The following is a 20,633-nucleotide window of genomic DNA, read 5'->3' as shown; positions in this document are numbered from 1 at the left end:
AAAGCCGGAGAGGTGGCAGAGTGGTCGAATGTACCTGACTCGAAATCAGGCGTACGGGTGACCGTACCGTGGGTTCGAATCCCACCCTCTCCGCCAAGTATCATGAAACAAGCCACCGCAAGGTGGCTTTTTTCATTCCGCATGACGAGTCGCGCACAGCCTCCCATTGGTCGTCGTTTCCCTGCGCGCCCTGCGTGTGGTCCCCAAGGGGGCATGCGAAGGGCAGCGCGTACCCGCGATGCCGCGGCCTGCAGGATGCGCGCGAATCCCGGCCTCTTCCTCCAGGTAGCGTGGGCGACGCTAGTGCGACGTGCCGTCCGGCTGTTGCAGCAGCAGCTGCCAGTATCCCACGTCGATCCGGCTGCCAAGCTTGAAGCCCACTTCGGTGAAATGGGCAACCTTGCGAAAGCCCAGGCCCTCGTGCAGGGCGACACTGGGTTCGTTGGGCTGGGCGATGCCGCCGATGACCGTATGCAGCCCACGCATGCGCAGTTCGTCGAGCAGGCGCGCGTAGAGGCGCCGTCCATGCCCGCGGCCGGCCAGCGCGGGATCGAGATAGACGCTGCTTTCCACGGCGTGCCGATAGGCGGGCCGGGCGCGCCACCTGGTGGCGTAGGCATAGCCCGCCACCTCTCCATCCACCTCCAGCACCAGCCAGGGCAGCGCGCCACCCGTCACATCGGCGATGCGGCCGGCCATGTCGGATTCGGCAACCGGCGCTTCCTCGAACGAGATCGTCGTGCTGGCGACGTAATGGTTGTAGATGGCGCAGATGCGGGCGGCGTCGGCGCGGGTCGCAGGGCGGATCTCGTTCATCGTCACGGATGGAAGGATTGAAGATGGCATCATACGAGGATCGCAGCCGCTGTTCAATCGCCAGCGGCATGCAGGTCGAATCCATGTCCGTCCATGCCAGCCTGCTCACAGCCGCGCGATCTGGCGGTCGATCGCCCGGTTCGCCCGTTCGCTGCGTTCGCTGTAGCGGTCGGTCAGGTAGGCGCTGCTGCCACGCATGAGCAGCGTGATCTTGACCAGTTCCTCCATCACGTCGACCACGCGGTCATAGTAAGCCGAAGGGCGCATGCGGTCGGCGTCGTCGAATTCCTTGTACGCCATCGGCACCGACGACTGGTTGGGGATGGTGAACATGCGCATCCAGCGTCCCAGCAGGCGCAGTGTATTGACCACATTGAACGATTGCGAGCCGCCGCAGACCTGCATCACGGCCAGCGTCTTGCCCTGGCTCGGCCGCACCGAGCCCTGTTCGAGCGGAATCCAGTCGACCTGATTCTTGAACACCGCGGTGACCGCGCCGTGGCGTTCGGGACTGCACCACACCTGTCCTTCGGACCAGATGCACAGTTCGCGCAGCTCGACCACCTTCGGATGGGTTTCGGGCGCGCCGCCCACCAGCGGCAGGTCGGACGGGTCGAAGATCCTGACCTCGGCGCCGAAGTGGCGCAGGATGCGCGCCGCTTCTTCCGTCAGCAGGCGGCTGAACGAGCGCTCGCGCAGCGAGCCGTACAGCATCAGGATGCGCGGCGGGTGGTCGAGGCGCTCGGCGGGAGCGAGCCGCCCGCTTGCCGGCAGGTCGAGCCGGGCGGGGTCGATATTGGGGAGGTCGGTAATCTTGTCCATGGTCGTGTGCAAGGTTCAGCCCAGGCGCAGTGCGAGTGCGCACAGTGTGAGCAGGAGGATCGGCAAGGTCAGCACCAAGCCGACACGGAAGTAATAGGCCCACGAGATGCGGATGCCCTTGCTGGACAGGACATGCAGCCAGAGCAGGGTGGCGAGGCTGCCGATCGGGGTGATCTTGGGACCAAGGTCGCTACCGATCACGTTCGCGTAGATCATCGCTTCGCGCACCGCGCCCGTGGTGACGGTGGCGTCGATCGCCAGCGCGCCGACCAGCACCGTCGGCATATTGTTCATGATCGACGACAGGACGGCCGTGATCAAGCCGGTGCCCAGCGCCGCACCCCAGACGCCATGCGCGGCGCAGCGCTCGAGCAGCGCGGCGAGGTAGTCGGTCAGGCCGGCGTTGCGCAGGCCGTAGACGACCAGGTACATGCCCAGCGAGAACACCACAACCTGCCAGGGCGCGCCGCGCAGCACCTCGCGGGTGGCGATGCGGCCCCCGCGCGCGGCGACGCCGAGCAGGATGACGGCGCCGCTTGCCGCGACGGCGCTGATCGGCACACCGGCCGCATCGAGCCAGAAAAAGCCGATCAGCAGCAGCGCCAGCACCCACCAGCCGGCCACGAAGGTGGCGCGGTCGTGGATCGCGTCAGCGGGATGGCGCAATTGGGTCGGGTCGTAGTCGGGCGGGATGTCCTTGCGAAAGCACAGGTAGAGGACGACCAGCGTGGCCGTCACCGATACCAGGTTGACCGGGACCATGACCGCCGCGTAGCGCGCGAAGCCGATCCCGAAATAGTCGGCCGACACGATGTTGACGAGGTTCGACACCACCAGCGGCAGGCTGGCGGTGTCGGCGACGAAGCCGGCCGCCATCACGAAAGCGAGCGTCGCGCGCGGCGCAAAGCGCAGCGCGGCGAGCATCGAGATCACGATTGGCGTCAGGATCAGCGCGGCGCCATCGTTGGCGAACAGCGCCGCCACCGCCGCGCCGAGCAGCACCAGCAGGATGAACAGGCGCCGTCCGTTGCCCTGGCCCCAGCGCGCCACGTGCAGCGCCGCCCATTCGAAGAAGCCGGCCCGGTCGAGCAGCAGGCTGATGACGATCACGGCCACGAAGGCGCCGGTGGCGTTCCAGACGATGGCCCAGACCACCGGGATGTCCGACAGCTCGATGGCGCCGGCCAGCAGTGCGGCGAGCGCGCCGGCGGAGGCGCTCCAGCCGATGCCCAGGCCGCGTGGCTGCCAGATCACCAGCGCCAGCGTGGCCAGGAAGATGAGCGAGGCGGTTAGCATCAGGCGGTGAGGGCGCCGATGCGCTCCAGCGAGCGCTGCAGCGTCGCCCGGTCGCCGGCCAGGTCGGCCGGCGGCAGTGCGAACAAGGCCTCGGTGCGGGCCAGGACGATCCGGTAGGTCTGCTCGAAGGCGGCCTCGATGTCCTGCGCGCTACCGGTGGCCAGGCCCGGGTCTTCCAGCCCCCAGTGCGCGCGCACGGCCTGGCCCAGGTAGGCCGGGCAGGTCTCGCCCGCGGCGTTGCCGCACACGGTCACCACCACGTCGGGCGTCAGCGCAAGGTCGTGCCACGACTTGCTGGCCAGGCCGTCGGCAGCAATGCCCTTGCGCCGCAACTGCGCGACGGCGCCCTGATTGAGCGCGCCGCTGGGATGGCTGCCGGCGCTGAGCGCCACGAAACCCGGCGGCGCCAGATGGTTGAAGACGGCTTCGCTCAGGATCGAGCGGCATGAGTTGCCGGTACATAGGAACAGGAAGTGCATGGCGGGTGGGTCCCCAAGGGTTGATCTCAATATTTCAATAGATGTTGAGATGATGTCGAACTATAATCGAGCTGCTGGACTTATTCAAGCAGAATGACGCCGTCAAGGTGTCCGGTACAATGCCGTTTTTGATGGTGTCGAGCATGGAAACGAAACACGTACTGGCGGCGCTGGCCGCCCTGGCCCAGGAGTCGCGCCTGGCGATCTTCAGGCTGCTGATCCAGGCCGGCCCGTCAGGATTGCCGGCCGGGAAGATCGGCGAAGAGCTGGGTATCGCATCTTCGGCGCTGTCGTTCCACCTCAAGGAGCTGTCCCACGCCGGCCTGGCGACGGCGCGCCAGGAAGGTCGGTTCGTCATCTACACGGCGCAGTTCGACACAATGAGCGAACTGGTCGGATTCCTGACCGAGAACTGCTGCGCTGGCGTACCGTGCGGAATCGACGCGCCAGGCGGCGTGTGCCGGCCGGCGCCTACGGCGCGGCCTTGACCAGCGCCAGCACCTCGCGAAAGCGCGGATGCCGGCAGTCGTGCAGCCACTCGAACAGCACCATCTCGTGGGTCACGATCGTTGCCCCGGCCTGCCCCAGGCGACGCATGGCGGCGCGGTGGTCCGACGGCCGGCGCGCGCCGCTGGCATTTTCCACCACATACACCTCGCGCCCCGCACGCAGCAGGCCGAGCGCCGTCTGCAGCAGGCAGACGTGGGCTTCGCAACCGGCGATCACCACCTGGGGGCGACCCGGCGCCCGCGCTTCCAGCGCCGCCAGCAAGCCATCCTCGCAGGCGTCAAAGTGCGTCTTGCTCACCGTGTGCTCGCATAGCCGGGCAAGCACGTCGGTATTCGGTCCGAGGGCGTCCGGATTGTGCTGTGTCCCCAGCACCGGCACCTCGAGCAAGGCTGCTGCACGTGCCAGCACCAGGGCCGTGGCGACGGCGTCGTCGGCGCCGTGGATGGCCGGCATCAGCCTGGCCTGGTAGTCGACCAGCACCAGGCTGCTGGCGCCTGCATCGATTGCATTCATCGTCGACCTCATCGTCATTGTGTGCAGGATTCTTGAACCGGATTAAGTTCTGTTGCGGCGCAATATAAAATGATTGCTTTGCAGTCATGTAGTGCTACCATCTGCTCGTCATGCTACAGGAGGAAGTGGATGGAACCGGTGAACACGACGCATCCCTATTATGACCGCCTGATCGCGGCCGCGCGCGCGCAGGGGCCGGTCACGGTGGCGGTGGCGCATGCGTGCGACCGCTATGCGATCGAGGCGGCGCTCGACGCGGCCCGCATCGGCCTGATCGCGCCCTTGCTGGTCGGGCCGCGGGCGCGCATCCGCGCCGCGGCCGATGCCGCCGGCCTCGACATCGGTGCGCTGCCGCTGGTCGACACGGAACACAGCCACGCCTCGGCCGCGCGCGCCGTGGAACTGGTGCGCGAGGGCAGGGTGTCCGTGCTCATGAAGGGCAGCCTGCACACCGACGAGTTGATGGGCGCGGTGGTGTCGGGCAGCACCGGCCTGCGCACGGCGCGCCGCCTGTCGCACTGTTTCGTGATGGACGTGCCGGGCCGCAGCGAACCCTTCATCATCACCGACGCCGCCATCAACATCATCCCCGACCTGGCGGCCAAGCGCGACATCGTGCAGAACGCGATCGACCTGGCCCGCGTGCTGGGCTTCGAGAGCGTGCGGGTGGCGATCCTGGCGGCGGTGGAAACGGTGAGCGACAAGATGCCGTCGACGATCGATGCCGCGGCCCTGTGCAAGATGGCCGACCGCGGCCAGATCACGGGCGGCATCCTCGACGGCCCGCTGGCGATGGACAATGCAATCGACATGCAAGCCGCCGCGGTCAAGGGCCTGGCCTCGCCGGTCGCCGGCCGCGCCAACGTGCTGGTTGCGCCGGACCTGGAAGCCGGCAATATGCTGGCCAAGAGCCTGAGCTTCATGGCCGGCGCGGCGGCGGCCGGCATCGTGCTGGGCACCCGCGTGCCGCTGATCCTGACCAGCCGCGCCGATACCGTCGCGGCGCGCCTGGCCTCGTGCGCGGTGGCGGTGCTGCTGGCGCGCCACCAGCTGGCCAGTACACAAGTGGCGGGGCGCTGACATGGCGCACGCCACGCGGGACTGCATCGCTGTCATCAACGCCGGCTCGTCCAGCATCAAGTTCTCGGTCCACGTCCTGCCCGACCTGGCGCCGGCCTTCAAGGGCAGGATCGAGAACCTGTACCGTGGCGCGACGCGCTTCATCGTGCAGGACGCCGGTGGCGCCACGATCGCAGAACGGACCTGGCCGGAGGCGCTCGACCACCACGCCGGCATGGCCTTCCTGATCGACTTCGCCGGGCGCGAGCTGGCTGGCTACCGCGTGTGCGCCGTGGGCCACCGCATCGTGCATGGCGGGGGCGACTACAGTGGCCCGCAGCGGCTGGGAGAAGCCGTGCTCGAACGCCTGGAACGCCTGGTGCCGCTGGCGCCCCTGCACCTGCCGCACAACCTGGCGCCGGTACGGGCCTTGATGGCGCTGGCGCCCGGCCTGGCGCAGGTCGGCTGCTTCGACACGGCCTTCCACACGGCGCAGCCGGCGCTGGCCCAGGCCTTCGCGCTGCCGCCGTCGATCACCGATCTGGGCATCCGGCGCTACGGTTTCCATGGCCTGTCCTACGAATACATTGCGGCCACCTTGCCCAGGCACGACCCGGCGCTGGCCGGGGCGCGGGTGGTGGCCGGCCATCTCGGCAACGGCGCCAGCATGTGCGCGATGCAGGGCGGGCGCAGCGTGGCCAGTACGATGGGCTTTACCGCGGTCGATGGCCTGCCGATGGGCACGCGTTGCGGCGCCCTCGATCCGGGCGTGGTGATCTACCTGATCGAGGAACTCGGCATGAAGGTCTCGGACGTGCAGCGCCTGATGTATCAGGAGTCAGGCCTGCTCGGCGTGTCCGGCCTGTCGTCCGATATGCGCACGCTCGAAGCGAGCGGCGATCCGCGCGCGCAGCTGGCGATCGACCTGCTGGTGTACCGAATAGGGCGCGAGGTCGGTTCGCTGGCGGCGGCGTTGGGTGGCCTGGATGCGTTGGTGTTTTCGGGCGGGATCGGCGAGAACAGCGCCCGGCTGCGCGCCGCGGTGTGCGGCGATGCGGCCTGGCTCGGCGTCGCGCTGGATGCGGCGCTGAACGCCGCGCCGCCGGCCGGGGTTGCCCGCATCAGCGCGGCCGATAGCCGGGTTTCGGTATGGCTGGTGCCGGCCAACGAAGAAACCATGATCGCCCGCCATACCCTCGACTCCCTGGAGGCAGCATGACCCAGGTCATCCACCCCATCCTGGCCGGCCAGCGCGCGCTGGTGGTCGGCGTCGCCAACGAACACTCGATCGCCTGGGGCTGCGCCAGGGCCTTTCATGCGCTCGGCGCCGAGCTGGTGCTGACCTACCTGAACGACAAGGCGCTGCCGCACGTCGAACCGCTGGCCGCGCAACTGGGCGCGCAGCTCTTGCCGCTCGACGTGCGTGAGCCGGGACAGTTGGACGCGCTGTTCGCCGAGCTTGCGCGCCAGGGCCGGCTCGACATCCTGGTGCACTCGATCGCCTTCGCGCCGAAGGCCGACCTGCAGGGCGGCCTGCTCGACTGCTCGCTCGATGGCTTCCTGCAGGCGATGGACGTTTCGTGCCACTCCTTCGTGCGCATGGCGAAGCTGGCGGCGCCGCTCATGACGGATGGCGGCAGCATGTTCGCGATGAGTTATCACGGCGCAGGCAAGGTGGTGCCGAACTATAACGTCATGGGACCGGTGAAGGCGGCGCTGGAATCGTGCTGCCGCTACCTGGCCTTTGAACTCGGCCCGCGCGACATCCGCGTGCATGCGATTTCACCGGGGCCGCTCAAGACCCGCGCCGCCTCGGGGCTGAAGGATTTCGACCTGCTGCTGAGCGACGCCGTGGCGCGTTCGCCGCTGGGAGAACTGGTGGACATCGACGACGTCGGCCAGGTGTGCGCCTATCTCGCTTCGAACTTCGCGCGCCGCCTGACCGGCAGCACGGTGTACGTCGACGGCGGCCTGAACATCATCGCCTGAACCTGGAGCGCATCATGAAAGTCATCCTGTCCGGCCTGCACGGCGACGCCTGCGAGAGCGCCATCGTCGAGAGTTTCGCGCCGTTCTTCCACATCCGCCACGTCGAGATGATCCGCGAAGGTTCGCCCGACAGTCCGTGGGCGGTGCTGCACATCGCCGATTCCTACGAGCGCGCCTGGGAAGCGTGCAATACGCTGCGCGGCGTGTTCCACCGCGGCCGGCGCCTGCACGTGTATATCCCGCTGCACCAGCACGACCTCTATCACGAGTTCGCGCCGCACCCGCGCGTCGATATTCCTTGAGAACCCAAGCGCCGCGTGCGTCCGGCCACAAGCGTGTCGAACCAGTTCAGCGTCTCGTCCCACAAGGGCTGCGCCTGCGGCCTGAAATAACCCATGTGGCCGAGCTTGCGGTGGTCGACGTCGACCGTATGCACGGCCGCGCCGCTGTGGCCGGCCATGAAGGCGTCGCGCGAGGCCGGCGGCGCCCAGCGGTCGTCCAGCGTGCCATAGGCGACGATCGGCGTCTTCACGCCGGCAAAGCCAAGCGCCGTCTCGCGCATCGCGGGATCGTCGAAGAAGTAGCGCGGGAAGCGGCACCACCCCTTCCATTGGTGGTAGACGCCGCGCGGCACGTCCGCGCCCATGCCGATCCGGCTCCAGGCCAGGTAGCCGTGGCGCCACACCAGCCAGGGACCGGCGATGCGCCACAGGAAGTGCAGCTTCAGCCGTTCCAGCGGCGGCATCCAGCCGTGCCAGCCGCCCCAAGGCCGAACGGGGCCAGGCCGGCAATGCGCGCGTGGTTCGGCAGCAGGGCCAGGGCCTGGCCGCCGAAGGAATGGCCGACCAGCAGCAGCGGCGCGGCGCCGTGCGGCACCGAGTCGACCGCCGCGGCCAGGTCGAGCCGGGCCCAGTCCAGGAAGTTGCCGACGAAGCCCGCCAGCGATGAGGGCGCCGAGCGGCCGATGCCGCGGTAGTCGAAGGTGGTGACCGTGTAGCCGCGCGCCGCCGCGTGCTCGGCGAAACGGCGATGGAAGCCTTACTGCACGGCGGTGGCGCCGGCCACGACCAGGTGGCCGCGCAACGGACCCGGTGTGTCGAAACGGGTCGCGCCCAGCAGGTAGCCGTCGGCGGCGCGGATGGTGATCTCGGTGGCCATGGCCGCTGGGCTCATGCGGCGCCGACGTGGGCGAGATCGGAATGCGGCGCCACCGGCAGCACTTTGCCGCCGATGACCAGGCTTGGCAGCGCGACGACCCCGCGCTGCGTCGCCTGCGGCGCCAGCGCAGGCTCCAGGCCAAGGTCGATGACCAGCAGACCGGGAATGGCGCCGCCGAGCGTGCGCGCGATGTCGAGGCACAGGCGGCAGCCGTCGTGGTAGAGGACGGGCGCGGCGTCGCCGATCGGGGTGGGAGTGGATGCTGGCTGGGACATGGATCGTGCTTTCTTGGTTAGGAATCCTAATGATATCCCAATGGCGGGGTGTGTCAAGCGTCCTTCGCGTGGTCTGGCGCGGCGTTCCGCGCCAGCAGGATATCGAGCTGCGCGCACAACTGCGCGAACTGCCTGGAGGCGCCTGGCAGGCGGTACAACCGGCCAGGCGCGCGGCCAGTTGGCGCGTCTCGTGCGGGGTGAGCGCCGCGCCGCGCGCGCTGGGCGCCAGCCAGGTGGTGTCGCAGCAGGTGACCGGCGTGGCGGCTGGCGTGGTCGGGACAGTGGCCGACGTAGTGGTCGGCGTGGTGGCCGGCCCAGTGGCGTCGGTCATTCGGGTTCTCCCGAGCTGCGCATCCTGCATTCGCGCATGCGCATGCGCGCGCGGTACAGCACCACGCGCAGGTTGGCATTGGTGAGCATGCAGTGCGCTTGGATTACCTCCAATTCCATGCCGAGGTATTCGCGCATCAGGAACAGGCGCGCCGTATCCTCCGGCAGGCGGCGCATGCACAGCTCGACGATGTCGGGCAGCTGGCGCTGGGCGGCGAGGGTGGCGAGGGTGGCGCCGCACCGTGTCGATGAAGGCGCCCGGTTGCCAGGCGCCTCTTGCGTGAACAGGCCGTCGCATTCGGCCTTGCCGTCGCGCGCGCCTGCCGGCGCCGGCAGGTCCGGGTCCGGCCGCCGGCTGCGGATCAGGTCGACGATCTTGTGGCGCAGGATCCCGGTCAGCCAGCTGCGCAGCGCGGCGCGGCCAGCGTAGCCAGGCCAGCCGCGCGCCGCGCCGACCAGGGCGCCCTGGGCCGCGTCCTCGGCATCGGTCTGGCTGCCCAATTGCAGGCGCGCCAGCCGCAGCAGGAAAGGGCGCTCGCCAGCCAGGACCTGCCACGGATCGCTCATCCGGTCCAGCAGTACGTCCGTCACTGCTTCAGGCGGCGCCGGGCGCGTGCACCCTGTGCGACCGGCCTGTGGCGAAGGGGTGGCCGTGGCCATCGCACGCCAGGATGAAGGCATCCGAAGATATACTTAGGAGTCCTTGACATTATCCCGGGAACTGCTATTCTGTGTCTCGGGCCGTCAAGCAGCTGACATCGCCGCAGAGGGAGGTACCGTGAAGTACTACGTGTGGAACGCCTGAAGCAAGACCTCCCGCGCATGCCGCCGCATGCCGGGCGGCGCGAAGTCGGCAGCATGATGCCTCTTTTTTCAAGGTTAATAGTTAGGACTCCTTTTCATATGGGTGGTGTGGCCGCACCCTTCGACACGGCCAATCGACTGAAAGGAAACATCATGTCCCGTATCGAACTCGTCAACCCAACCACCGCCCAAGGCGCCAGCGGCGAACTGCTGCAACAGATCAAGGACGCCTTCGGCGTCGTGCCGAACATGTTCCGCGGCGTGGCCAACTCGCCGGCGGCGCTGACCAGCATGTGGGGCTCGTTCGGCGCCCTCGGCGGCGGCACCATCGGCGCCCGCCTGGGCGAGCAGATCGCGGTCGCGATCGCCGACCGCAACGCCTGCCACTACTGCCTCGCGGCGCACACCGCCCTGGGCCAGAAAGCCGGGGCGAGCGCGGACGAAATGGCGCAAGCCCAGGCCGGCCAGTCGGCCGATCCGAAGACTGCCGCCGCCCTCCTTTTCGCGCTGGCCGTCGTCGAGAAGCGTGGCCAGGTCGATGCCACCGAAGTGCAGGCGCTGCGCAACGTCGGTTTCGACGACGGCGCGATCGTCGAGATCATGGCCCATATCGCCCTGAACCTGTTTACCAATTACGTGAACGTGGCCTTCGAAGTGCCGGTCGACTTCCCTGGCGTGAAGCTGCGCGCAAAATGAACGCGCCCACGAACGTGCCATATGCGCGCGCCCCCGCGCCCGAGTTCGAGGTCAGCGGCTGGCTCAATGCCACGCGGGCGCCGACCCTGGCCTCCCTGCGCGGCAAGGTGGTGGCGGTGTATGCCTTCCAGATGCTGTGCCCGGGCTGCGTCTCGCACGGGATCCCGCAGGCCAAGGGCATCCGCCAGCTGTTCGGGCACGACGAGGTCGCGGTACTGGGCCTGCATACCGTGTTCGAACACCACGACGCCATGAACGAAGGCGCCCTGAAGGCCTTCGTCCATGAGTACCGCATCGGCTTCCCGGTCGGCATCGACCGCGCCGGCGACGGTCCGGTGCCGCGCACGATGGAGCGCTACGGCATGCGCGGCACGCCGACCCTGCTCCTGTTCGATCGCCAGGGCGTGCTGCGTCACAACCTGTTCGGCCGGGCCGAGGACATGCAGGTCGGCGCGCTGATCGGCAGGCTGCTGGCCGAGCCGGCGCAGGGGCAAGCCGATCCTGCCACGGGCTGCGACGGCGACGCCTGCAGCGTGCGCTAGCGACGCGCACCGGTGCGGCGCCGCCCCAGGGAGCGGGGCGGCGCCGGCCGCCGGAAGGCGCCAAGCCGAAGCTGCCGAAAACCTGGCCCGGCCTGCCGATCCTGATCGACAGCCCGGCCTACAGCCCGGTCTTCAAGGGCGGCGCGCCGGAGGTGAAGGTGCGGTTCGACGACATCGCGGCGCTCGACAATGCCAGCTTTGACGGCGTTACCGCGGCGCTGCGCATCAACGAAAGCGTGCACAACCCGCTGGCGTGCGTGGCCGACGTGTTCAAGGTCGCCTCCGGCAACCTGAGCCTACCAGGCAAGGTCAGCCAGTAAGCCGCAGGCATGGATGCGTGGCCGCGGCCATTGCAGGCGCAGCGCATCCATGCCGTCGTGATCAAAGGCGGCGTGGCGCCCGAACCCGCGGTAGCCGCGCCCGCGAAACAGCGCCAGCGAGGCGGCGTTGTCGACGCGGACTTCCAGGCGCAGGCGGGTATGGCCATGCCTGCGCGCCTGCGCCTCGGCGGCAGCGACCAGTCTTGGACCTCCCCGCGGCCCGGCTGCCCGGGATGGGTCGCGATCGAGTACAGCCGCGCACTCGTCGAGCTGACGCGAACAGCAGCAGGATGGAGCCGCGCAGCGTATCCTCGACCCCGTCGACCAGGGGCGCGCCGTGCGCGTGCTCGAGCAGAAAGCAAAGCGGCGTCGGTCGAGCCGGTTGCCGGAGAAGCTGGCGCCTCGATCCCGACCAGCGCGCGACATCGTCCAGGTGGCGCGCCGCTGATCAACCTGTGCCGCAGCTACAGATACCGCAGCTACCGGTGCTCATCCTGGTGCAGGAATACCTGTACACCGACTTCGAACGGTGCATCAGGGTACCGAACCGCGCGCCGATCTTCGCCAGCAAGTACTTCATGTGGAAAGGCCAGTGCCAGGTCGCCAAGCGCGACGCCAGAGGCGAGGCCGAATCCGGGATGGCCGCCGCGGCCCCCTGGCCGAGGTGCCGCCCGCGCTGCTGGATTACGCCCTGCAGGCGGCCAATCTGACTGGCGACGGCCTTGATGGCGTGGACATGAAGATGACGCCGCGCGGCCCGGTGGTGATCGAGGTGAACGGCAGCCGAACATCGATGCCGGCGCCGAAGACGGCGAACTGGGCGACGAGTCGTACCGGATCGTGCTGCGCGATGTCGTGCGCCGCCTCGACCTGCTGCACAGGGAATCCTCCATTCGTAATTAGGAGTCCTTGACAAATCCGCGGGCTTTGCTATCCTGAAGTGATGGACATCCAACCCGAAACCCCCTGGGACAGCACGCCCGACGTCTCGGCGCGCATCGTCACCGCCATCGGCCGCATCGCGACCGTGCTGCGCGCCGGCATGTGGGAAGTCTCGACCAGCGAAGGTCTCAATCCGGCCCAGGCCGAGATCCTGCACCTGCTGCAGCATCGCACGCGCGGCGTGCGCCTGTCGTGGCTCGCCAAGCAGTTGTCGATCTCGGCGGCCAGCGCCAGCGACTCGGTGGCCGCGCTGGTGGGCAAGGGCCTGGTGCGCAAGGCGCGCGCCGAGGACGACGGCCGCGCCACCGCGCTGCACCTGACACCCGAGGGCGAGCGGGTCGCCGAGCGCCTGGGCCACGCGCTGTCGTTCGCCGACAATGCCGCGTCGCGCCTGCCGTCCGGTCAACAGGTGCAGATGCTCACCGGCCTGTTCAAGCTGATCGCCGAGCTGCAAAAGACCGACCGCTTCCCCGAGCTGCGCGCCTGCCTGTCGTGCCGCCATTTCGAGGCCAATAAATACCCCGGCGCCGAGGTGCCGCACCACTGCGCGCTGGTCAATGCGCCGCTGCCGATTTCCTTCCTGCGCATCGACTGCGCCGAACACGAGCCGACCGATCCCGTGACGCAGCAGCGCAACTGGACCATCTTCGCCTGACGAGGACATACATGGAATCATTTCAAGCACGCCCGATCGAGGCGCTGCTGGCCGGTCGCGCGCGTCCGATCAATGCGCCCGGCGCACCCGAGGTCTTGAGCGGCATCGGCAAGCAGGCATGCCAGGGTGCGCTGTGGCTGGGCGTAGGCGGCCTCGAAGGCGACGAGCAGGGCGACCGCGTCTACCACGGCGGTCCCGAGAAGGCGCTGCACCACTACGCCGCCGAGCATTATCCGTACTGGCGCGAGCGGTATCCGGACAGCCCGGTGCCTTATGGCGCCGGCGCCTTCGGCGAAAACGTGTCCACGGTCGGGATGAGCGAACGCACGGTGCACGTGGGCGATGTGTTCCGGGTCGGCGACACGCTGGTGCAGGTGTCGCAGGGGCGGCAGCCTTGCTTTCGCGTAAACCTGCGCTTCGGCCGGCCGGACGCGGCGCTGGCGCTGCAGGCCAGCGGCTACACCGGATGGTATTACCGCGTGCTGCGCGAAGGGTGGCTGGCGGCGGGTGACGCGTTCGAGCTGGTCGACCGGCCCTGTCCCGACTGGCCGCTGGCGCGGGCGATCGCGGCCATGTTCCCGGACGACGTACTGGCGCCGGGTCTGCAGGGCGAGTGGCGGGCGGCGTCGCAACTGGCGCCGCTGGTGCCGCGCTGGCGCACGACTTTCGAACGGCGCCTGGCGAGCGGGCAGATCGAGGACTGGCATCTGCGCCTGAACGGTCCACCGGCGTGAGGCCGGAATTTAGTTGCAGCGCATGCCTTGCAGTTTTCGCCAGGCCTCCGCTATAATGCGGCCTCGCTTACGCGACCACGCAACACCGATTCAGGAGAGGTGGCAGAGTGGTCGAATGTACCTGACTCGAAATCAGGCGTACGGGTGACCGTACCGTGGGTTCGAATCCCACCCTCTCCGCCAAGCAGCATGAAACAAGCCACCGCAAGGTGGCTTTTTTCATTCTGGAAGACGAGTCGCGCGAAGCCTCCTCTCCATTGCTCGTCTTTGCCCTGCGTGTGGTCCCGAGGGGTCATTCGAAGGCCAGCGCGTGCTCGCGACGGCGCGGCCTGCGTGCGGGAGGTGGGCGAATCCCACCTTCTCCGCCACCTAGCATGACAACGCCACCGCAGGGTGGCGTCGTCATCGCGCTGTCAGCCCTTTGGCGCCGCCCGTCATGCCCGTCCCCTAGTTCATTTTCCGGTTCTTGGCGGGGGCAGCGGGAGGAATAGGCAAGGTAAAACCACTACGTGTTTCACTGATGCGGCAAGCGGGCACGTTTGCGACAATGGGCCAACGGGCGCCATCACGTCCGTTCCGGGCCTGACAGTACAAGCCTGTTCGTGCCGCTGGCACCGCCCGGTCCGCTTCCATGGAATGACACACCCGATGTTTCCTTCTCCGATAGACACGATCTCTCGGCCCATCCTGCATGGAGGCCGCGCCCGGCTCTGTTGAGCTCGGCGGGCACATGCCTGGCGGGTCGTTCCGCCAATTCTGATGCCCGCCGAGCACCCGGATGCGCGCCGATGCCGCGCCAGCGGGCGCGGCGCACCGGCTTTCCAGGTATCTCTGCAACAGGAGAGCAGCAATGATTGATCGTACCAGCTTATATCGAGAGGGCGGGCCGATTCCGGACCCCGCACGCCGGGCCCAGGAGCGGCTTGCCGAGCGCGGCAAGCGGCGCGCCGGCAAACTGGCCCTGGCACGCGGCGCCCGGTGGCGCCGCTGGGTGCTCGGCGTCATGATGTCGGGAGTGGCCGTGCTCGCGGCGTTCCAGTTCGCACTGGGCCGCCAGATGGCGGCGCCGGTCGCCGCGGGCGAAGGCGTGGCCGCCGCGCTGGCCACGCACGAGCAGGCGCCGGGCGCCGACACACCCGGCTAGCACCTCACCTGGCCAGCATATCGCCTGGCCTGGCAGCGAGAGCCGACCGGCCAGCTGGCCGGGCCGGCTTCTGTCCATCCAATCGACCCCAGGAATCCAATGACCAAGCAACTCCCACGCATCTATGTATCGAACATCGACTTCGCGCGACTCACGGCCCACCTTGACGCACTGCCGGTAGCGGACGCCAACCGCCTGCAAGGGCTTGCCGACGAGCTGGACCGGGCCGACGTGCGCCTGCCCGACGCTATGCCGGCCGGCGTCGTCGTCATGGGCTCGGTCGTCAGGTTCGCGATCGGGCCGGAGGGCCCGGACCTGACGCTCACGCTCGTGTACCCGGACGAGGTGCAAGGCCAGCCGGACCGGATCTCCGTCTTTGCCCCGGTCGGCAGCGCCTTGCTTGGCCTGCCGGTGGGCGCGCGCATCGCCTGGCCCCGCCCGGATGGCGCCACGCAGATCATCACGATCAAGGACGTCGGCTGACGCCTTACTGCGGGTGGTTCTGCAAATGCTGACGCACCAGGTCGGCGACCGAGGCCACGTTCAGCTTGTCCATGACGCGTGCCTTGTGCACTTCGACAGTCCTGACGCTGATCGCCAGCAGTTGCGCGATCTCGCGATTGTGGAGGCCGTCGACCACCAGCGCCATCACTTCGCGTTCGCGCGGCGTGAGACTGGCCTGGCGCCGGGCATAGTCGTGCGACGCATGCGTGCGCGTCGTGCTGCGCTGGCGCGCTAGCGCCTCCTCGATCGCCTGCACCAGCTGCGCTTCCTGGAGGGGCTTTTCCAGAAAGTCCACCGCCTGCGAGCGGAACGCCTCGCGCGCCGAGCCGACGTCGCCATGCCCGGTGATGATCAGGATCGGCAGCAGGCTACCCAGCTCCACCAGCTTCTTCTGCAGGGCAAGCCCGTCCATGCCAGGCATGCGGATGTCGAGCAGCAGGCAGCCGCGCAGCGTGTCATTCCACGCGCCGAGGAAAGTCGCCGCATCGGCGAAGAAGGCGGTCCGGTAGCCGTGCAGGCTCAGGAGAAGGCCAAGCGCATCGCGCACGGCCGCATCGTCATCGACGATATAGACGGTTTGTTCACTGGACATGGTCGGGTTCCTGGTCTGCGCCGCCGTGGGCGGGCAGGGTGATTCTGAGTACTGCATGGCGGCCCGGTTCGGCCGTCAGCGTGCCGCCATGGGTCTCGACGATCGAGCGGCTGATCGCCAGGCCGAGCCCCAGGCCGCTCGACTTGAGCGAGATGAACGGTTCGAACAGGCGCGCCCGTATCTTGTCGGCGATCCCGGGGCCGTTGTCGGCGATCCGGATCCATATCATCGCGCCGTCCAGGCCGGCCCGCACCGCGATGCGGCGCTCGGCGCCGGCCGGCATCTGGGCCAGCGCCTGGATCGCGTTGGACAGCAGGTTGCGCATGACGATGTCGAGCTGGATGCGGTCGCCCAGGATATCGGCCCGCGGCGCCGGCGCCACATCGAGCGCGATGCCATGCGCGCTGGCCTGGCCCGCGAACGGCGCCACCGCATCGTGGATGAGTTGTTCCAGCGACAGGCGTTCCAGCGCGGTGGCACCGGTACGGAAGAAGTCGCGCAGGCGCTTGAGCACGTCCGACGCGCGCTGCGATTCGGCCACCATCGAGCGGATCGTGGTCTGCAGCAGCGCCTCGCTGTCGCCGCGCGCCATCAGGCGCTCGCAGGCACTGCCGTACATCGCCAGCGCCGTCAGCGGCTGGTTCAGCTCATGCGCCACGGCGCCCGCCATCTCGCCTGCCGCGGCCAGGCGCAGCGAATGCCGCAGGTCGTGGCTGGCGCGACGCGCCACGTCGACCGCGATGCCGATCAGGAAGCCCGACAGGGTCAGCGTCAGCACCAGCATCTGCACGTTCGGCATCTGGGCCGCACTGGCGAGCGGGCGCAGGGCGGCGATGGTCACGCCCGCCTCGAGCACGATGGCGGCGGTCACGGCGCCGGCCATGCCATGGCGCGCGGCCGACCAGGCCAGCGGCAGGAACAGCAGGTAGTACACCAGCGACTCGGGCGCCGGCCGCTGCAGGCCGATTGCCAGCACCAGCGCGATCAGCGCGACATACGCGGCCGTCTCCCGGTTGAGGATGCGGCCCAGGACCTCGGTGCGCAGCTCGTCGTCGAGCAGGTAGTGCAGCGCCGGCACGATCACCAGCATGCCTGCGGTCTCGGCGATCGTGTAGTGGGTTACCAGCTTGAACCATGCATGGCTGGTGCCGGCGCCGGTCCCCAGCAACATCAGCGCATAGGCGGCCGCGCTGAGCAGGCTGCCCAGCGTGACCAGCCCGGCCCAGGACAGCAGGCCCTGGTGGCTGGCGAAGAAGGCATTGCCGGCAAGGTAGCGCCGCATGAGGGTGCCCACCGCCAGGTACATCGGCACCGGAAGCAGGCCAATCAACAGGGAGCGCATGGGGTGGGCCGGCAGGGCCGGGGTGATGACGGCGGCCAGCACGACGGTGGCCACCAGCAGCGGCAAGCTCCTGTAGCCGGAAACGAGCACCAGGTAGAGGGCCAGGCCGGCCGCCGGATGCCAGACCGGCGCGATGGCCTGGTAGCGGGCTTCCGGGCCGCTGAGCACGTCGAGGACGATGTAGGCGATGGCGAAAGCGCAGCAGAGCCAGGCGGCCCGCACGGTACGCACGTCGATCATGGTGTGTTCTCCCGGCGCGGGCGCCGTCGGCAGAATGCGAAATGCGGCATCCTGCATCGTTTCGCGCGAATGGTCCATACGGGAATCCCGTAGCGGGGGGCCCTGATGTGCGCGCAGATCCCCCTCATTATACTGCCGGGCACCTCGCCGTGGGCCCGCAGCGCTGGCACGACCCCGGGCCGCACGGGATGACGGCGACCCGCCTGCCCGCGGCGCGCACGGCGTCGCGGCACCTTCACTATTTTCTTTTGCCATGGACCTGAACAAGCACTTTATCAAGAGCAAGCGACCTTGCGCGGACGGTTTTCGCTGGTTCCTCAAGCACTACCAGGGGGGCGCCGACTATCAGCCGTTGCTCGACGCGCTGGTGGGCGCCGGACGCACGGGCGATGCGTGCTGGTTGCTGGAACAGTTCGGACCGAGCGATGCGGTGCTCGAGCTCGACGCAATCGACGCCGGGGCCATCGTGTTCGCCGGCGCGCTGGTGGTACGCGACGGCATCGAGGTCGATACCGTGCTGATGGCGGGCGGCGCCATCCGCGCCGGCGGCGGCATCCGGGTCGGACAGCATCTTTCCAGCGGCGACGAGATCCGCGCCGGCGCCGCGATCCGCTGCGGCGGCGACCTGACCTCCGGCGGCCATATCGGCGCGCACTGGAATATCGAGGTCGCCGGGGCACTGCGCGCGGCCGGCAATGTGCGCGCCGGCTGGGACCTCGCCTGTGGCGGCGCGGCGCAAGTCGGCGGCAACTGCATCGCGGGCCACGGCATCGCGTTCGGCGCCGCGGCGCGCTGCGGCCACGGCCTGCGCGCCGGCGACGGCATCACGGGCGCGCAGGCGATCCGCGCGGGCCACGGCATCGAGGCCGGCGGCGACATCGCCTGCCATGACCATCTCGAGGCGCAATGGGGTATCCGCGCCGGTGGCGAGATGCGCGCGGCTGGCACGATCCGGGCCGGCGAGAGCCTGCAGGCGCAACGGATCGAAGCCGGTCCGGGGTATGGCGTGTATGCGGGCCTGGCGGTGCGCCAGGAAAGCTGGGCGTCCTGCGCCCAGGTGCGCGTCGCCGATCGCCCGGCGCGGCTGCTGAGTGGGCACTGGTCGCAGCCGTGAGCGCGCTGGTCCTGCCTACCTATGGGGGCCTGCCCACCTATGGGGTCGGGCCCGGCCGGCCGGCCGAATTGCGCATCGACGTCGACCATCGCGACGACGATATCGCGCGCGAACTCGATACGCTCTACCAGCGCATGGGGCGCCCCGATGACTGCCTGTACGGCATGGCCGGGGCGGGCATCGCGCACCCCGGCTTCGCGTTCCGGCACCGGGTGGCCGACGGCGAGCACTATGTCTACGCGATCGATGCCGTGCGCGGCCGCATGGCCGGCTATACGGTGTTCAACCGGCTGGTCGAAGTCGACCGGCGCACCGACCCCCACGTGCGCGCCCCGCACGCCAGGTTCGCCCTGGCCTACCGGCGCGCAGGCATCGCGACCGCCATCTACCGCTGGTGGCTCGACGGCGGTAACTGCCTGCTCAGCGGGGCGCGCCAGTCGTCCGGCGCGCATGCGCTGTGGCAGTCGCTGGCGCGCAGCTATCGCCTCGTTTACGTGGGCCTGCACCGGCGCCAGCTCAGCATCATGCCGCCGGAACAGCTGGCCGGGCGCCTCAATGCCCTCGGCACCCGCATGCTGCTGCTCGGCGCCGGCCGGGATCTCGAGCGCTGGTGCGCGGCGACCGGCGTACCGGCGCCTGGCGGGGATCGGAGCGCCGCTGGCATGGTCTCGTCCTGACGCGGCGCGGCCCGCGCCGCCTGCGTCGGCGTGCCTTGTTCCACGCCGACGCAGGCGGTCCTGCGCGGCGCGCACAACCTGCTCAGCGCTTGACCGCGTGCAGCCACACGGCAGCGATGCGCTCCACGTCCTCGTAGCCCGGTTCGCCCAGCTGGCCGCCGAAGATGTCGGGGTCCAGCTCTTCATAGGTCCAGGTGTCGCATTGCGCCGCCAGCGTCGGGCGCAGGCTTTCCAGGAAGTGGTCCTGCTGGCCGCACAGGGCCACCCCGGTGTAGAGCATCAGGCTGCCGCCGCGGCGCAGGCGGCCCAATCCCTGCTCGACGATGCGGCGCGACAGCTCGGCGCCGCGTTCGCCGCCGCCATGGCGATAGCGGCGCGCATCGGGATCGACCACGAACGGCGGGTTCGACACCACCAGGTCGAAGTCGCCCTCTAGGCCGTCGAACAGGTCGCTCTGGCACAGCGTGAAGTTGCGCGCCTGGGCCAGGCGGCCGTTGACCATCGCCAGCTGCAGCGCCTTGGGGTTGATGTCGGCGCCGATCACCTCGGCGTGCGGGAATTTGCGGGCGATGGTGAGCGCGCCGGCGCCCCCGCCGCAACCGATGTCGACCGCGCGCTCGGGGCCGGCGCCGACGAAGGCGAAGCCGCGGCGCATGGCGTGCACGAAGCGGTAGGTGTCGGGACCGAAGAACACGGCGTCCTCGTCGCGCGTCGGCCAGGCCGAATGGAACAGCAGCATGTCGTCCAGGGTCGAAACGCGCACCAGGGAGCGCAGGCCGTCGTTCGACTCGGCCAGCACGCCGGCTTCGCGCATCAGGTCGACGACACTGGCGGGCAGCAGGCCGGGATCGAAGGGCCGGCTCCAGCCGAACACGCCGCGCAAATCTTGCGCGCGTTCGTTGCCCGGACGGTTGTTGATGCGGCGGTGGGTCGACGGCGTGACCGTCATGAAGCGGTAACCTGCCTGGCGCAGGGCGTTGCCGAGGGCGAGCAGGGCGTTGGCGTTGGAAGAGTTCATGGCGCCAGCGTGGCATGTGTACCTCGACCGTTTCTGTGCGCGCACGCACGCAGGCGGTATTC

At 69.0% G+C, this 20,633-nt stretch carries 28 protein-coding genes, 2 tRNA genes and 1 pseudogene; 16 read left to right on the top strand and 15 right to left on the bottom strand.

Translation table 11 applies throughout. The annotated features are described in order from the left end of the window. Positions 1-6 precede the first annotated feature (6 nt). Positions 7-96, top strand: a tRNA-Ser gene (locus AC56KW_RS11100). A 204-nt stretch (positions 97-300) separates the two neighbouring features. Here the strand turns inward: AC56KW_RS11100 and AC56KW_RS11095 are convergent. From AC56KW_RS11095 to AC56KW_RS11080, 4 genes are all read right to left on the bottom strand, one after another. Beyond that, on the bottom strand, positions 301-849 hold the full coding sequence (locus AC56KW_RS11095; RefSeq protein ID WP_497170790.1) for an arsinothricin resistance N-acetyltransferase ArsN1 family B: 549 nt from the start codon (positions 847-849) through the stop codon (positions 301-303). 72 nt (positions 850-921) lie between these two features. Then, positions 922-1,638: an arsenical resistance protein ArsH gene (arsH, locus tag AC56KW_RS11090; RefSeq protein ID WP_497170789.1), complete on the bottom strand. Its 717-nt coding sequence runs from the start codon at positions 1,636-1,638 to the stop codon at positions 922-924. 15 nt (positions 1,639-1,653) lie between these two features. Then, on the bottom strand, positions 1,654-2,934 hold the full coding sequence (locus AC56KW_RS11085; RefSeq protein WP_497170788.1) for an arsenic transporter: 1,281 nt from the start codon (positions 2,932-2,934) through the stop codon (positions 1,654-1,656). Further along, a complete protein-coding gene (locus AC56KW_RS11080; RefSeq protein WP_497170787.1) occupies positions 2,934-3,413 on the bottom strand; it encodes an arsenate reductase ArsC in 480 nt (159 codons plus the stop codon). The genes AC56KW_RS11085 and AC56KW_RS11080 overlap by 1 nt, the downstream gene beginning before the upstream one ends. A gap of 143 nt (positions 3,414-3,556) precedes the next feature. On the opposite strand from AC56KW_RS11080, the gene AC56KW_RS11075 reads away from it, so the two are divergent. After that, complete coding sequence (locus AC56KW_RS11075; protein ID WP_497170786.1) at positions 3,557-3,901, top strand: ArsR/SmtB family transcription factor; 345 nt, start codon at positions 3,557-3,559, stop codon at positions 3,899-3,901. On the opposite strand, the gene AC56KW_RS11070 is transcribed toward AC56KW_RS11075, so the two are convergent. Next, positions 3,885-4,436: an isochorismatase family protein gene (locus AC56KW_RS11070; RefSeq protein WP_497170785.1), complete on the bottom strand. Its 552-nt coding sequence runs from the start codon at positions 4,434-4,436 to the stop codon at positions 3,885-3,887. The genes AC56KW_RS11075 and AC56KW_RS11070 overlap by 17 nt on opposite strands. Before the next feature lie 129 nt (positions 4,437-4,565). Between AC56KW_RS11070 and AC56KW_RS11065 the strand changes: the two genes are divergently transcribed. From AC56KW_RS11065 to AC56KW_RS11050, 4 genes are read left to right on the top strand one after another with little or no spacing between them, the layout of a single operon-like run. Next, the gene (locus tag AC56KW_RS11065; RefSeq protein ID WP_497170784.1) at positions 4,566-5,516 is read left to right on the top strand and encodes a phosphate acetyltransferase; all 951 of its coding nucleotides are present in this window, start codon (positions 4,566-4,568) and stop codon (positions 5,514-5,516) included. A 1-nt stretch (position 5,517) separates the two neighbouring features. Then, positions 5,518-6,714 carry an acetate/propionate family kinase gene (locus AC56KW_RS11060; protein WP_497170783.1) on the top strand — a complete coding sequence of 399 codons (1,197 nt, stop codon included), beginning with the start codon at positions 5,518-5,520 and terminating at the stop codon, positions 6,712-6,714. Continuing rightward, positions 6,711-7,484, top strand: coding sequence for an enoyl-ACP reductase FabI (gene fabI, locus AC56KW_RS11055; protein ID WP_497170782.1), 774 nt, complete (start codon positions 6,711-6,713; stop codon positions 7,482-7,484). The genes AC56KW_RS11060 and fabI overlap by 4 nt, the downstream gene beginning before the upstream one ends. A gap of 14 nt (positions 7,485-7,498) precedes the next feature. Beyond that, complete coding sequence (locus AC56KW_RS11050) at positions 7,499-7,786, top strand: RNA-binding protein (protein WP_497170781.1); 288 nt, start codon at positions 7,499-7,501, stop codon at positions 7,784-7,786. Here AC56KW_RS11050 and AC56KW_RS11045 read toward each other — a convergent pair. From AC56KW_RS11045 to AC56KW_RS11025, 5 genes and pseudogenes are all read right to left on the bottom strand, one after another. Next, a complete protein-coding gene (locus tag AC56KW_RS11045) occupies positions 7,747-8,229 on the bottom strand; it encodes a hypothetical protein (protein ID WP_497170780.1) in 483 nt (160 codons plus the stop codon). The two genes, AC56KW_RS11050 and AC56KW_RS11045, sit on opposite strands and share 40 nt — an antisense overlap. Further along, positions 8,208-8,456, bottom strand: a pseudogene (locus AC56KW_RS11040) (hypothetical protein); the annotation flags it as partial. The gene AC56KW_RS11045 and the pseudogene AC56KW_RS11040, both read right to left, overlap by 22 nt. Positions 8,457-8,522: 66 nt before the next feature. Beyond that, positions 8,523-8,657, bottom strand: coding sequence for a hypothetical protein (locus tag AC56KW_RS11035; RefSeq protein WP_497170779.1), 135 nt, complete (start codon positions 8,655-8,657; stop codon positions 8,523-8,525). Beyond that, on the bottom strand, positions 8,654-8,917 hold the full coding sequence (locus AC56KW_RS11030) for a hypothetical protein (RefSeq protein ID WP_497170778.1): 264 nt from the start codon (positions 8,915-8,917) through the stop codon (positions 8,654-8,656). Before AC56KW_RS11030 ends, AC56KW_RS11035 begins: the two co-directional genes overlap by 4 nt. A 327-nt stretch (positions 8,918-9,244) precedes the next feature. Next, the gene (locus AC56KW_RS11025; RefSeq protein ID WP_497170777.1) at positions 9,245-9,838 is read right to left on the bottom strand and encodes a sigma factor; all 594 of its coding nucleotides are present in this window, start codon (positions 9,836-9,838) and stop codon (positions 9,245-9,247) included. Between the two features lie 366 nt (positions 9,839-10,204). Here AC56KW_RS11025 and AC56KW_RS11020 point away from each other — a divergent pair, with 366 nt between their 5' ends. From AC56KW_RS11020 to AC56KW_RS11010, 3 genes are all read left to right on the top strand, one after another. Continuing rightward, the gene (locus tag AC56KW_RS11020) at positions 10,205-10,747 is read left to right on the top strand and encodes a carboxymuconolactone decarboxylase family protein (RefSeq protein WP_497170776.1); all 543 of its coding nucleotides are present in this window, start codon (positions 10,205-10,207) and stop codon (positions 10,745-10,747) included. Continuing rightward, on the top strand, positions 10,744-11,289 hold the full coding sequence (locus tag AC56KW_RS11015; protein ID WP_497170775.1) for a redoxin domain-containing protein: 546 nt from the start codon (positions 10,744-10,746) through the stop codon (positions 11,287-11,289). Before AC56KW_RS11020 ends, AC56KW_RS11015 begins: the two co-directional genes overlap by 4 nt. A gap of 158 nt (positions 11,290-11,447) precedes the next feature. Further along, positions 11,448-11,609 carry a hypothetical protein gene (locus tag AC56KW_RS11010; protein ID WP_497170774.1) on the top strand — a complete coding sequence of 54 codons (162 nt, stop codon included), beginning with the start codon at positions 11,448-11,450 and terminating at the stop codon, positions 11,607-11,609. On the opposite strand, the gene AC56KW_RS11005 is transcribed toward AC56KW_RS11010, so the two are convergent. Beyond that, positions 11,586-12,035, bottom strand: a complete 450-nt coding sequence (locus AC56KW_RS11005) for a GNAT family N-acetyltransferase (protein WP_497170773.1) — start codon at positions 12,033-12,035, stop codon at positions 11,586-11,588. The two genes, AC56KW_RS11010 and AC56KW_RS11005, sit on opposite strands and share 24 nt — an antisense overlap. Positions 12,036-12,293: 258 nt before the next feature. After that, positions 12,294-12,488 carry a hypothetical protein gene (locus AC56KW_RS11000; RefSeq protein WP_497170772.1) on the bottom strand — a complete coding sequence of 65 codons (195 nt, stop codon included), beginning with the start codon at positions 12,486-12,488 and terminating at the stop codon, positions 12,294-12,296. Positions 12,489-12,552: 64 nt separating this feature from the next. On the opposite strand from AC56KW_RS11000, the gene AC56KW_RS10995 reads away from it, so the two are divergent. From AC56KW_RS10995 to rnk, 5 genes are all read left to right on the top strand, one after another. After that, on the top strand, positions 12,553-13,206 hold the full coding sequence (locus AC56KW_RS10995) for a MarR family winged helix-turn-helix transcriptional regulator (RefSeq protein ID WP_497170771.1): 654 nt from the start codon (positions 12,553-12,555) through the stop codon (positions 13,204-13,206). A gap of 11 nt (positions 13,207-13,217) precedes the next feature. Continuing rightward, positions 13,218-13,940, top strand: coding sequence for an MOSC domain-containing protein (locus AC56KW_RS10990; RefSeq protein ID WP_497170770.1), 723 nt, complete (start codon positions 13,218-13,220; stop codon positions 13,938-13,940). Positions 13,941-14,033: 93 nt separating this feature from the next. Continuing rightward, positions 14,034-14,123 (top strand) — tRNA-Ser (locus AC56KW_RS10985). A 667-nt stretch (positions 14,124-14,790) separates the two neighbouring features. After that, positions 14,791-15,084: a hypothetical protein gene (locus AC56KW_RS10980; RefSeq protein ID WP_497170769.1), complete on the top strand. Its 294-nt coding sequence runs from the start codon at positions 14,791-14,793 to the stop codon at positions 15,082-15,084. A gap of 99 nt (positions 15,085-15,183) precedes the next feature. Next, positions 15,184-15,567: a nucleoside diphosphate kinase regulator gene (rnk, locus tag AC56KW_RS10975; protein WP_497170768.1), complete on the top strand. Its 384-nt coding sequence runs from the start codon at positions 15,184-15,186 to the stop codon at positions 15,565-15,567. A gap of 4 nt (positions 15,568-15,571) precedes the next feature. Here the strand turns inward: rnk and AC56KW_RS10970 are convergent, their stop codons facing one another. After that, complete coding sequence (locus tag AC56KW_RS10970) at positions 15,572-16,180, bottom strand: response regulator transcription factor (protein ID WP_497170767.1); 609 nt, start codon at positions 16,178-16,180, stop codon at positions 15,572-15,574. Beyond that, positions 16,170-17,840, bottom strand: a complete 1,671-nt coding sequence (locus AC56KW_RS10965) for an ATP-binding protein (RefSeq protein ID WP_497170766.1) — start codon at positions 17,838-17,840, stop codon at positions 16,170-16,172. The genes AC56KW_RS10970 and AC56KW_RS10965 overlap by 11 nt, the downstream gene beginning before the upstream one ends. 175 nt (positions 17,841-18,015) lie before the next feature. Here AC56KW_RS10965 and AC56KW_RS10960 point away from each other — a divergent pair, with 175 nt between their 5' ends. Beyond that, complete coding sequence (locus tag AC56KW_RS10960; RefSeq protein WP_497170765.1) at positions 18,016-18,876, top strand: hypothetical protein; 861 nt, start codon at positions 18,016-18,018, stop codon at positions 18,874-18,876. Then, complete coding sequence (locus tag AC56KW_RS10955; protein ID WP_497170764.1) at positions 18,873-19,553, top strand: N-acetyltransferase; 681 nt, start codon at positions 18,873-18,875, stop codon at positions 19,551-19,553. The genes AC56KW_RS10960 and AC56KW_RS10955 overlap by 4 nt, the downstream gene beginning before the upstream one ends. 82 nt (positions 19,554-19,635) lie before the next feature. Here AC56KW_RS10955 and AC56KW_RS10950 read toward each other — a convergent pair whose 3' ends face one another. After that, positions 19,636-20,571 carry a methyltransferase gene (locus AC56KW_RS10950; protein WP_497170763.1) on the bottom strand — a complete coding sequence of 312 codons (936 nt, stop codon included), beginning with the start codon at positions 20,569-20,571 and terminating at the stop codon, positions 19,636-19,638. Positions 20,572-20,633 lie beyond the last annotated feature (62 nt).

This window comes from Telluria sp. RT2P19 (genome assembly GCF_059685725.1).
Note: the sequence above shows the minus strand (reverse complement) of the source record. Positions and strands in the feature narration are given on the sequence as shown.